Annotated in this window: 11 protein-coding genes; 2 read left to right on the forward strand and 9 right to left on the reverse strand. The window is 53.5% G+C overall.

Features of this window, described 5'->3' with window-relative positions:
• Positions 1 to 85: 85 nt before the first annotated feature.
• The 8 genes from fabF to yceD all read right to left on the reverse strand — a co-directional run bounded on the left by fabF (position 86) and on the right by yceD (position 6,242).
• A complete protein-coding gene (gene fabF, locus ACFL9S_RS15310; RefSeq protein WP_405262755.1) occupies positions 86 to 1,327 on the reverse strand; it encodes a beta-ketoacyl-ACP synthase II in 1,242 nt (413 codons plus the stop codon).
• 88 nt (positions 1,328 to 1,415) lie between these two features.
• A complete protein-coding gene (gene acpP, locus ACFL9S_RS15315) occupies positions 1,416 to 1,652 on the reverse strand; it encodes an acyl carrier protein (protein WP_004157115.1) in 237 nt (78 codons plus the stop codon).
• 154 nt (positions 1,653 to 1,806) lie between these two features.
• Positions 1,807 to 2,541, reverse strand: a complete 735-nt coding sequence (fabG, locus tag ACFL9S_RS15320; RefSeq protein WP_062743729.1) for a 3-oxoacyl-ACP reductase FabG — start codon at positions 2,539 to 2,541, stop codon at positions 1,807 to 1,809.
• A 13-nt stretch (positions 2,542 to 2,554) separates the two neighbouring features.
• Positions 2,555 to 3,484, reverse strand: a complete 930-nt coding sequence (gene fabD, locus ACFL9S_RS15325; RefSeq protein ID WP_405262756.1) for an ACP S-malonyltransferase — start codon at positions 3,482 to 3,484, stop codon at positions 2,555 to 2,557.
• 34 nt (positions 3,485 to 3,518) lie between these two features.
• Entirely contained in the window at positions 3,519 to 4,472 is a 954-nt protein-coding gene (locus ACFL9S_RS15330; protein ID WP_405262757.1) for a beta-ketoacyl-ACP synthase III, read from the reverse strand.
• 6 nt (positions 4,473 to 4,478) lie between these two features.
• Positions 4,479 to 5,513 (reverse strand): phosphate acyltransferase PlsX, encoded by a 1,035-nt coding sequence (plsX, locus tag ACFL9S_RS15335; protein WP_405262758.1) that lies wholly within the window; start codon positions 5,511 to 5,513, stop codon positions 4,479 to 4,481.
• A gap of 22 nt (positions 5,514 to 5,535) precedes the next feature.
• Positions 5,536 to 5,706, reverse strand: a complete 171-nt coding sequence (gene rpmF / locus ACFL9S_RS15340; protein WP_003849870.1) for a 50S ribosomal protein L32 — start codon at positions 5,704 to 5,706, stop codon at positions 5,536 to 5,538.
• Positions 5,707 to 5,720: 14 nt separating this feature from the next.
• Positions 5,721 to 6,242: a 23S rRNA accumulation protein YceD gene (gene yceD, locus ACFL9S_RS15345; protein ID WP_405262759.1), complete on the reverse strand. Its 522-nt coding sequence runs from the start codon at positions 6,240 to 6,242 to the stop codon at positions 5,721 to 5,723.
• A gap of 142 nt (positions 6,243 to 6,384) precedes the next feature.
• Between yceD and ACFL9S_RS15350 the strand changes: the two genes are divergently transcribed.
• The gene (locus ACFL9S_RS15350; protein ID WP_405262760.1) at positions 6,385 to 6,978 is read left to right on the forward strand and encodes a Maf family protein; all 594 of its coding nucleotides are present in this window, start codon (positions 6,385 to 6,387) and stop codon (positions 6,976 to 6,978) included.
• Between the two features lie 52 nt (positions 6,979 to 7,030).
• Here the strand turns inward: ACFL9S_RS15350 and rluC are convergent, their stop codons facing one another.
• On the reverse strand, positions 7,031 to 7,993 hold the full coding sequence (gene rluC / locus ACFL9S_RS15355; protein WP_405262761.1) for a 23S rRNA pseudouridine(955/2504/2580) synthase RluC: 963 nt from the start codon (positions 7,991 to 7,993) through the stop codon (positions 7,031 to 7,033).
• A gap of 688 nt (positions 7,994 to 8,681) precedes the next feature.
• Between rluC and rne the strand changes: the two genes are divergently transcribed.
• Complete coding sequence (gene rne, locus ACFL9S_RS15360; RefSeq protein ID WP_405262763.1) at positions 8,682 to 12,164, forward strand: ribonuclease E; 3,483 nt, start codon at positions 8,682 to 8,684, stop codon at positions 12,162 to 12,164.
• Positions 12,165 to 12,226: the final 62 nt, after the last annotated feature.

Consider the following 12,226-nt stretch of genomic DNA (forward strand, 5'->3'; position numbering starts at 1 on the left):
CCAGAATCATCTGATTGTCGCTCACTGAAGACCAGAATAAAAAAAGGCCCGCACTGTGCGGGCCTTTCAATCGGACAGAACAAACTCAGATCTTACGGAAAATAAGCGAACCGTTAGTACCGCCGAATCCGAAGGAGTTACACAGAGTGTACTCCAGACCTTTCGTCTGACGCGCCGTGTGCGGAACAAAATCAAGATCACAACCTTCATCTGGATTATCCAGATTGATGGTTGGTGGAACGACCTGGTCGCGTAAGGCAAGAATAGTGAAGATCGACTCCACCGCGCCCGCAGCACCTAACAGGTGACCGGTCATGGATTTCGTCGAGCTGACCATCACGCTTTTCGCGCTGGCACCAAAGACTGATTTCACTGCCTGCGTTTCTGCTTTATCTCCGGCCGGCGTCGAGGTGCCATGCGCATTGATATAGCCGATTTGCTCAGGTGACAGTTGTGCATCTTTCAGTGCATTCACCATCGCCAGCGCAGCACCCGCACCGTTTTCCGGTGGAGAGGTCATGTGGTAAGCATCGCTGCTCATACCAAACCCGACGATTTCAGCGTAGATTTTCGCTCCGCGTTTTTTCGCGTGCTCATACTCTTCCAACACCACCAGACCTGCACCATCACCCAGTACAAAGCCGTCACGATCTTTGTCCCACGGACGGCTTGCCGCCTGCGGGTTGTCGTTGCGGGTAGAAAGCGCACGTGCTGCACCAAATCCACCGACACCCAGAGGCGTACTGGCTTTTTCAGCACCACCCGCCAGCATAACATCAGCATCGTTATAGGCGATGATACGTGCAGCGTGACCAATGTTATGCACGCCAGAAGTACAGGCAGTTGCGATGGAGATACTTGGGCCTTTCATGCCAAACATGATCGTCAGGTGACCCGCAATCATGTTAACAATGGTCGAAGGAACAAAGAACGGGCTGATTTTACGTGGGCCACCATTCACCAGAGAGGTGTGGTTTTCTTCAATAAGACCAAGACCGCCAATGCCGGAGCCAATTGCAGCGCCAATACGATCAGCGTTCTCTTCGGTGATTTCCAGGCCGGAATCCTGCATGGCTTGAATGCCAGCAACAATTCCATATTGGATGAAGGCGTCCATCTTGCGCTGATCTTTGCGCGAGATGAATTCATCACAATTAAAATCTTTTACTAAGCCAGCAAAACGTGTTGCGTAGGCACTAGTATCAAAATGGTCGATGAGGCTGATGCCACTCTGACCGGCAACAAGAGCATTCCAGGTGGACTCTACGGTATTGCCGACAGGAGACAACATGCCAAGACCAGTCACAACTACACGACGCTTAGACACGTTCGTCCTCCAGAGAGGGAAAAGTTGACACTGTGTGGGGCGTTCAGATAAAACTCAGGCGGTCGAGCGACCGCCTGGAGATGCTCACTTATGCCTGGTGACCATTGATGTAATCAATAGCAGCCTGAACGGTAGTGATTTTCTCAGCTTCTTCGTCCGGAATCTCGGTATCGAACTCTTCTTCCAGAGCCATTACCAGCTCAACGGTATCAAGAGAATCAGCGCCCAGATCTTCTACAAAAGAGGCAGTATTAACAACTTCTTCCTGCTTAACGCCCAGCTGCTCGCCAATGATTTTCTTAACGCGTTCTTCGATAGTGCTCATACTATTAAATTTCCTATCAAAACTCGCTTTCGCGATGGTTTTCGTAGTGTATAAAATGTTGAAAAAGATGCAACTAAATCCCGGCTGGTCCAACCACGATTTTACGCTATTCTGCGGCCTTCACCCCAAATAACGCAAATAATTTTCGTGATTATCAGACCATGTACATTCCGCCATTGACGTGCAGCGTTTCACCAGTGATGTACGCTGCCTCGTCAGAGGCTAAAAATGCAACGGCATTAGCGATCTCCTGCGCGCCGCCGAGGCGACCTGCAGGAACTTCCGCCAGAATGCCCGCACGCTGATCTTCGCTCAGTGCACGCGTCATGTCGGTTTCAATGAAACCAGGTGCCACGACGTTAACAGTAATACCACGGGACGCGATTTCACGCGCCAGTGATTTGCTAAAGCCAATCAAACCTGCTTTTGCTGCCGCATAGTTTGCCTGACCCGCATTACCCATTGTTCCAACTACGGAGCCAATGGTAATAATTCGACCCGCACGTTTTTTCATCATGGCACGCATTACCGCTTTTGAAAGACGGAATACTGAAGTCAGATTAGTGTCCAGGATATCCTGCCACTCATCGTCCTTCATGCGCATCAGAAGATTATCACGCGTGATGCCTGCATTATTGACTAAAATGTCCACTTCGCCAAATTCGGCGCGAATATTTTCCAATACGCTCTCAATCGATGCGCTGTCGGTCACGTTCAGAAGCAGGCCTTTCCCGTTATCACCCAGATAGGTACTGATAGCGTCGGCGCCACTTTGGCTGGTCGCAGTACCCACAACTTTGGCACCACGTGCCACCAGGGTTTCTGCAATTGCACGGCCGATTCCACGGCTTGCGCCGGTTACCAGCGCAATTTTACCTTCGAAGTTCATGTTTATCTCCGTGTTATTGTTCAAGCGCCGCTGTCAGGCTGGCCTGGTCGTTTACCGCCGCCGCCGTCAGGGTGTCAACAATACGTTTAGTCAGCCCGGTCAGAACTTTACCCGGACCCACTTCCAGCAGCGACGTTACGCCCTGCCCGGCCATAAATTCTACACATCCGGTCCAGCGCACTGGATTGTACAGCTGGCGAACCAGCGCACTGCGGATGGCTTCTGCTGACGTCTCGCACTTCACATCAACGTTGTTCACTACCGGGAAGGCAGGCGCGTTGAAAGTCAGCTGTTCAAGTGCTGCTGCTAGTTTATCCGCCGCAGGCTTCATCAGCGCACAGTGTGACGGCACGCTGACAGGCAGCGGCAGTGCGCGCTTCGCACCGGCGGCCTTACAGGCAGCACCCGCACGTTCGACAGCTTCTTTGTTACCGGCAATCACAACCTGACCCGGTGAGTTAAAGTTCACTGGTGAGACAACTTGCCCCTGAGCAGACTCTTCGCACGCTTTTGCAATGGACGCATCGTCCAAACCAATAATCGCCTGCATCGCGCCCGTTCCTTCCGGAACGGCTTCCTGCATCAGTTTGCCGCGCAGTTCAACCAGCTTAATCGCATCAGCAAACGCCATCACACCTGCACAAACCAGCGCACTGTACTCACCCAGGCTGTGCCCTGCAAGCATTGACGGCGCTTTTCCGCCTTTTTCCTGCCAAACGCGGAAAATGGCAACAGAAGCGGCGAGTAAAGCAGGCTGAGTTTGCCAGGTTTTGTTCAATTCTTCAGCAGGGCCTTGTTGTACCAACTGCCAGAGATCGTAACCGAGTGCATCAGAAGCTTCACGGAAGGTTTTTTCCACAAGCGGATTCGTTGCAGCCAGATCGGCCAACATACCTACCGTTTGCGATCCCTGTCCCGGGAAGACCATTGCAAATTGCGTCATTGTGATTTCCTGTTAATCGCTATTTTTTGCTTAATTAAAAGCGAACCAGTGCTGAACCCCAGGTAAACCCGCCACCAAAAGCTTCCAGCAGAATCAACTGACCACGTTGAATACGGCCATCACGTACCGCTTCATCTAGTGCGGTCGGCACAGAGGCCGCCGAGGTATTGCCATGACGATCGAGCGTCACAACGACTTTATCCATGTCCATACCCAGTTTACGGGCAGTGGCACTGATAATACGCAGGTTTGCCTGATGCGGCACCAGCCAGTCGATAGCAGAGCGATCAAGCTTATTGGCTTCCAGCGTTTCATCAACAATGTGAGCCAGTTCGGTCACAGCAACCTTGAACACTTCGTTGCCCGCCATGGTGACGTAAGCTGGGGTGTCCTGATTTGCACGATCCTGATTAGGTAGCGTCAGCAACTGGCCATAACGGCCATCGGCATGCAGATGAGTAGAGATAATTCCCGGCTCTTCGCTGGCACCCAGTACTACTGCGCCTGCGCCATCACCAAACAGGATAATGGTGCCACGATCTTCAGGATCGAGCATACGCGCGAGAACATCAGCACCGATCACCAGCGCGTGTTTCACTGCACCATTTTTAATGTACTGATCGGCCACACTCAGCGCATAAGTGAAGCCTGCGCAGGCGGCGGCGAGGTCGAAGGCGGCGGCATCATCAATTTCCAGCATCTGCTGGATCATACATGCTGAGCTTGGGAATGCGTGGCTGGACGAGGTGGTCGCTACCACGATCAGACCGATATCATTTTTATCGATACCGGCCATCTCCAGCGCCCGCGCGGCCGCATGGAAGCCCATGGTTGCCACGGTTTCGTCCGGGCCGGCAATACGACGTTCACGAATGCCGGTACGAGTCACAATCCACTCATCCGACGTTTCTACCATTTTTTCCAGATCGGCGTTAGTCCGCACCTGCTCGGGCAAATAGCTGCCCGTACCGATAATCTTCGTATACATGTACGCTTAGTCACTCTTAGGTAATACAGCTTGAAGGCGCGCAGCAATCCGCTCGGGAACTTGCCGCCGCACCGCCTGCTCTGCCTGTTGGATCGCCACAGTAAATGCGCGTTGATTCGCCGCTCCGTGACTCTTAATCACAGTGCCACGTAATCCTAACAGGCAGGCGCCATTGTACTGGTCGGGATTGAGATGGCCGAATTTCTTTGCCAGACGCTTCTTAATCCAGCGTCCCAGCAATCTCAGCCACCAGGCTTTCTTTTTACCTTCGCCCTGTGAATTCAACAGCGAAAGAAACATTCTTACCACACCTTCCATCGTTTTCAGCGTGACATTGCCCACGAAACCATCGCAAACAAGCACGTCTGTCTTACCGGTGAGAAGGTCGTTACCCTCGAGGTATCCAATATAGTTAAGTTCTGGCGATGCACGCAGTATTGCCGCAGCTTCGCGTATTGAACTCAACCCTTTAGTCTCTTCCTGACCAATATTAAGCAGTGCCACTCTCGGTCGGTCGATGGCTAAGATTTCCTCGGCCATTACCGCGCCCATAACGGCAAACTGCACCAGCATAGCACTGTCAGAATCGACATTAGCGCCTAAATCCAGCACCACGGTTTTCCCGTATTGCTGATGCGGTAACACGGTCATCAACGCCGGGCGATCAATGCCGTCCAGCGGTTTTAATAATAATTTAGCTAATCCCATCAGCGCACCGGTATTGCCTGCACTGATACAGGCCTGAGCCTGCCCTGATTTCACCTGCTCCAGCGCGACGCGCATAGAGCTTCCACGACTGGCGCGGATCGCCTGCGAAGGTCTGGCATCACTGGCAATAACCGATTCGGCAGCAATGATCTGCAGACGTACCTTGAGGGCAGAATCAGCTTTGGCAAGTAATGACGTGATGATGTCGGGATCGCCGACCAGAAGGAGATGCAGATGCGGATTTAAGGCCAGTGCCTGCAGTGATGCAGGCACTGTCACGCAGGGACCGAAATCCCCGCCCATGGCATCTATCGCCAGGGTCAAACGTGTCAAGGTAGCGCCGCGAACCGCGGAATTACTTAACGATGACCTTGCGACCGCGGTAGTAACCATCCGCAGTGATGTGGTGACGCAGATGAGTTTCGCCAGAAACTTTATCTACGGAAAGAGCTGCTGTGGTCAGCGCATCGTGTGAACGACGCATGCCACGTTTGGAACGGGTTGGTTTATTCTGTTGTACGGCCATGGACCTTACTCCTATTACTTACGCTTTAAACTGGCTAATACGGCAAATGGGTTTGGTTTTTCTGCCTCTTCAGGCAACTGACCAAAGACCATGTCCGCCTCGGACACTTCACAGTGTTCAGAATCATGCACCGGAACGACAGGCAGGGCGAGAATGATTTCATCCTCAACCATTGCCAGCAGATCGGTTTCGCCAAACTCGTTGACGTTGATCGGCTCGTACGCTTCCGGCAGTGCTTCGGCCTGTTCGTCAGTGACGACCGGGCTGAAACAGTACGATACGTGGACGTGCTGTGGAAAAGTCTTGTTGCAGCGTTGGCAGCACAGCGTCACTGAAACTTCGGCCGTACCTTTCAGTACTGCCAGACGCTGCTCGTCAATCGCGAACGACATAACACATTCTACATCACTGTCCACACTCACTACCGACTCGGCAATCCGCTCAACCTGTTCAGGGGTGTAAACACCCTGGTAGTCCAGGCGTTTTTGAGCGGTACGAGCCGCATCGAGAGTTAGGGGTAATTTTACCTTTTGCATAGGGCGCGCATATTAACTTTGTAACGACATAGAGTCAAAGAAAAAGGCCGTTTTACGGCATCTTTCACCCATGATTCGCATCCAGTGCGGCGCATAGTTTAAAATGCCTGACACTGATTCGCTATATATTCTGGAAAAAATTATGCGGCACCTGGTATTAGCCTCCACATCAAGCTATCGAAAAGCCTTATTGACCAAACTTGAACTGCCGTTTATCACTGCGGCTCCAGAGGTGGATGAAACCCCGCTAGCCGATGAAGATGCCACTGAACTGGTGGTACGACTGGCTACCGCCAAGGCGCAGGCACTGGCCGAAGACTACCCCGATCACCTAATTATTGGTTCCGATCAGGTCTGCGTAGTGGCCGGGAAAATTTTTGGCAAACCTCATACAACCGCACGGGCACAGGAGCAACTGCGTGCAGCCAGCGGTCACAGCGTGGTGTTTTATACCGGTCTGGCGCTCTACGACAGCCGCAACGCATCATTGCAGGTGCTTTGTGAGCCCTTTAGCGTCGATTTTCGTACACTGAGTGACGCAGAGATTGCGGCCTACATCAGTAAAGAGCAGCCGCTTAACTGTGCAGGAAGCTTTAAAAGTGAAGGGCTGGGTATCACACTGTTTGATCGCCTGTCAGGGCGTGACCCTAATACGCTCGTAGGGCTACCGCTGATTGCGCTGTGTGAGATGCTGAGAAACGCCGGTGTTGACCCGTTGCTGTCACAGCAGGTATAGCGCCCCGCCAGGGTCAGACGTACCTGACCCTGGAAAAGCGCAGCACCTGCGATCAGGTCGCCGGATGCTGTTTACGCAGAATCTCCAGACAACGTTTCAGTTCGTTGTCCAGGGGCGCTTCCACGCGCATCACTTCCCCGGTATTCGGGTGCGTGAAGCGCAGCGCGGCTGCATGCAGGAACAGGCGTTTCAACCCGGTTCCACTCAGTTGCTGGTCAAAGTCTGCTTCGCCGTAGCGATCGTCAAACGCAATCGGGTGCCCTGCGTGTAATGTATGTACGCGGATCTGGTGAGTACGCCCGGTGACCGGACTGGCTTTTACCAGCGTGGCCATGGCATAACGCTCTTCTACTTTAAACAGCGTCTCAGACGGCTTGCCTTCACTGTTCACCTTCACAATGCGCTCACCGCTTTGCAGAATATTTTTCAGTAAAGGTGCACGGACCGCTTTTACATGAGATGGCCACTGCCCGCGCACGAGTGCGAGGTAATCCTTCTGCATCCCCTTCTCACGCAGCTGCTCATGCAGCGAACGCAGCGCGGAGCGTTTTTTGGCCACCAGCAACACCCCGGAAGTGTCGCGATCCAGGCGGTGCACTAACTCCAGGAAGCGCGCATCGGGGCGCAACGCACGCAGCCCTTCAATGACACCGAAACTCAGACCACTGCCACCGTGTACGGCGGTGCCGGACGGTTTGTTCATCACGAGGATGTGTTCGTCTTCATAAATGATAGCGTGTTCCAGTGCGGCCACCTTCGCCAGCTTAGGTGACACATTATCATCTTCACGCTCCGCTACCCGCACGGGGGGAATGCGCAGCTCATCACCGGCCTCCAGCTTGTATTCCGGTTTGACGCGTTTCTTGTTCACCCGCACTTCGCCTTTACGCAAAATGCGATAAATCATGCTTTTCGGCACCCCTTTTAACTGGGTGCGTAAAAAGTTATCGATGCGCTGTCCTGCTTCATCAGCAGAAATGGCAATAAAATGTACGGCTGGAGTATTGGTTTTCATGGTTGGCGATTCTAAATAGTGCGCTGTGATAGCGCCACCTCTTTTTCTGTGCTTAACTGACGGAGACGGTTACCGCAGGAAGTTGTGACCGGTTTTTAGACAATCTGCTGAAAAGCACTGCAATACGTTCTAAAAGCTGAGAGAAACCTCTCAACGCGGATAAAGTCACCTTGCGATCACCACCTTAGCAATGGAATAATATCTCCGTTTTTGACGCTAAGACTTGCGAACGTAAGGGAATAGTTAGCGTACACCCAATAGATTTCGTGTTGCAGCGAGGCGGCAAGCGAAAGAATCCCCGAAAACAGACATAAGTCGGTATTTGGGGTGAATGAGAGCAGCTAAAAAGGCTGCGGCTCGAAAGATGAAGGGTGAGAAATTTTGCCGGATAGCCCATACACGCAGCAATGGCGTAAGACGTATTGTGCAATCAGGCATTTAGCGGGCTGCGGGTTGCAGCCTGGACGATAAAACGGGATTGGTTCACCTGGTATTCTACTGGCGGCTCCCCCTTAAAAGCGCTGTTTTTCCATATGTAAAACAGGCTACCGAGTATTTGCACCCCTTTAGCTGCTGACAACCGGGAGGTTGACGGCTTTGCGATGAGACACGGGGTCATCGGTTTTCATGTCCAGCGTTACTTTGCCCGCAGCTTTGTCACTAATGTAAGAATAATGAGTAAGTTACGATGAAAAGAATGTTGATAAACGCAACTCAGCAGGAAGAGTTGCGTGTTGCCCTCGTGGATGGACAACGTCTGTACGATCTGGATATTGAAAGCCCTGGACACGAACAGAAAAAAGCCAACATCTACAAAGGCAAGATCACTCGCATTGAACCCAGCCTTGAAGCGGCTTTCGTTGATTACGGCGCTGAACGGCACGGTTTCCTACCTCTGAAAGAAATTTCCCGCGAATACTTCCCAGCTAATTACAACTCTCACGGTCGTCCAAATATTAAGGATGTACTGCGCGAAGGTCAGGAAGTCATTGTTCAGATCGATAAAGAAGAACGTGGTAATAAAGGCGCAGCCCTCACCACCTTTATCAGCCTGGCGGGAAGTTATCTGGTTCTGATGCCAAACAACCCACGTGCGGGCGGTATTTCACGCCGTATCGAAGGCGATGACCGCACTGAACTGAAAGAAGCGCTCTCAGCGCTGGAACTGCCTGACGGCATGGGCCTGATTGTACGCACCGCCGGTGTAGGCAAATCAGCTGATGCGCTACAGTGGGATCTCAGCTTCCGCCTGAAACACTGGGAAGCCATCAAGAAAGCCGCTGACAGCCGCCCTGCTCCATTCCTGATCCATCAGGAAAGCAACGTTATTGTACGTGCCTTCCGCGACTATCTGCGCCAGGACATCGGCGAAATCCTGATCGACAACCCTAAAGTGCTTGAACTGGCTCGCCAGCATATCGCCGCGTTGGGTCGTCCGGATTTCAGCAGCAAAATTAAACTGTACACCGGTGAAATCCCGTTGTTCAGCCATTATCAAATCGAATCGCAGATCGAATCTGCATTCCAGCGTGAAGTGCGTCTGCCTTCTGGCGGATCGATTGTTATTGACTCCACTGAAGCGCTGACCGCTATCGATATCAACTCCGCACGCGCCACTCGCGGCGGCGATATCGAAGAAACGGCGTTTAACACCAACCTGGAAGCGGCCGATGAAATTGCCCGCCAGCTGCGCTTGCGTGACCTTGGTGGACTGATCGTTATCGACTTTATCGATATGACCCCGGTTCGCCACCAGCGTGCGGTAGAAAACCGCCTGCGTGAAGCCGTGCGTCAGGATCGTGCTCGTATTCAGATTAGCCATATTTCACGCTTCGGCCTGCTGGAAATGTCGCGTCAGCGTCTAAGCCCGTCGCTGGGTGAATCCAGCCATCACGTCTGCCCGCGCTGTAGCGGCACCGGCACCATTCGTGATAATGAATCGCTGGCGTTATCCATTCTGCGCCTGATTGAAGAAGAAGCGCTGAAAGAGAACACCAAAGAAGTTCATGCCATCGTACCGGTTCAGGTTGCGTCATACCTGCTGAACGAGAAGCGTGAAGCGGTTAGCGCCATTGAAAAACGTCAGGGCGGCGTGCGTGCCATTATCGTACCAAACGATAATATGCAGACACCGCACTACTCCGTTCTGCGCGTGCGCAGTGGTGAAGAGACACAAACTCTCAGTTATCACCTGCCTAAACTGCACGAAGCAGAAATGGCGTTGCCTTCTGAAGAAGAACACGCTGAGCGCAAGCGCCCTGAGCAACCAGCCCTCGCCGCTTTCGTAATGCCAGATGCGCCGCCAGCACCACAGGAAGAAATCGCAGAAGTTGCTGCCACCAGCCCGGTTGCACAACCTGAAGTGAAAGCACCTGCCGCGGCTGCACAGCCGGGCCTGGTTAGCCGCTTCTTCAACGGGTTGAAAAAACTGTTCGCAGCGGAAGAGAAACCTGCCGAACAGCCGCAGCCGCCTGTTGTTGAAGAAAAAGCGGCCGAAACCGCTGCGCCACGGGGTGAACGTCGTAATAACCGCCGCCAGAACAATAACCGTCGCGACCGCAACGGTGAACGTGGTGAACGTTATGGCGACCGTAATGCGGACCGTAGCGATCGCAATGGCGAACGTAACGACCGTAACGGCGAACGTAATGACCGCAACGGCGAACGTAACGACCGTAACGGCGAACGTAACGACCGTAACGAGCGCAACGGCGAACGTAACGAGCGCAACGGTGAGCGTACTGAACGTGCACCACGCGAACGTAACAACGAAGCGCGTGAAGGTGGCCGTGATGACAACCGTCGTAACAACACCAACAAGCGCAACGCACCGCAGGCGGATACCCGTAGCGAGCGTATGGTGCCAGACGAATTTGAACGCAGTGAAACCTCACAACCGCGTCAGCCTCGTCAGGATCGCCAGCGCCGTCGTCCTGGTCAGAACCAGGAAGAAAAACGTCCGGTTGTGCAGGAAGAGAGCATCGTTGAACCGATCATCGAAGCCGTAGAAAATCTGGAAACACAGGAAGAGAACGTACAGGTGATGCCGCGCCGTAAACCGCGCCAGCTGAACCAGAAAGTGCGTATCGAAACCGCTGAACAGACCGCTGCGCGCTCGTTTGAACCGCAAGAAGAAGCGGTGACTCCGGCAGCAACGCCAGTGGTTAACGAACCTGTCGCCGAGTCTGACGACCACGACGATCGTGATGGCAATAATATGCCACGCCGTTCACGTCGCTCTCCACGCCACCTGCGTGTGAGCGGTCAGCGTCGTCGCCGTTACCGTGATGAGCGTTACCCAACACAGTCACCAATGCCGCTGTCTAACGCTGCTGCATCGCCAGAAATGGCATCAGGTAAGGTGTGGGTTTCTTATCCGGTTGCTCAGACAAGCGATCATGAAACGCATGAAGAGCATGGCCATTCAGTGGTCCCTCCTTACGGTCACGCAGAAGTTGAAGCACCTGTTGCAGAAACAACTGCCGCTGTTGCAGCCGTTAGCGCGGTAGACAATATCGTTGCCGCCGAGCCTGTTGCTGAAACCCCTGTGCATGAAGCACCCGTCGCACAGCAGGCAGAACCCGTGCTGCATGTCGAACCGCAGCCAGAAATCACACCGGTGATTGCTGAAGAGACGGCGGCCATCGATGCACCGGTTAACGAAGAACCTGCCGTGATTTCCGCCGCTGACGAAGTTGTCGCGGAAGAGACTGCTGCCGAAGCGACGCCTGTAGAAGATGTTCAGCCTGAGCCAGCGTTCGCCGCGGTTGATGCTGTTGCAGATATCGTGGAAGAAACCCAGCAGGCGGCTGATATTGCCCGCGTTGCTCAGGTTGAAGTCAGCCCTGAAGTTGAGCAGCAGGTTGCCGAGGTGCTACATGCGCCGGAAGTGACTGCGGCACAGCAAACTGTGGCAACCAGCGAGCCACACGCTCCGGTTCCTGCCCGTGATGAACCTGTCGCGGCTGCACCGGTTGCGGCTGAACCTGCACAGGCCATCGCTCCGCATCATGCCACCGCACCAATGACGAAAGCACCGGCTCCGGCTTATCAGCCAGAAGCACCAAGTCAGAGCGACTGGGTGCGTCCGGACTTTAACTTTGAAGGTAAAGGTTCAGCAGGCGGTCACGCTGCGACTCATCAGGCGACTGCTCCGGCAACCCGCCCGTAATACCTGATAACGCGTCAACCAAGCCCTGGCCATCCGGCCGGGGCTTTTTTTATCCCCTTTCC

Origin of the sequence: Erwinia sp. AnSW2-5 (genome assembly GCF_045107195.1) — a bacterium.
In the GTDB taxonomy this organism is placed as follows: Bacteria; Pseudomonadota; Gammaproteobacteria; order Enterobacterales; family Enterobacteriaceae; genus Erwinia.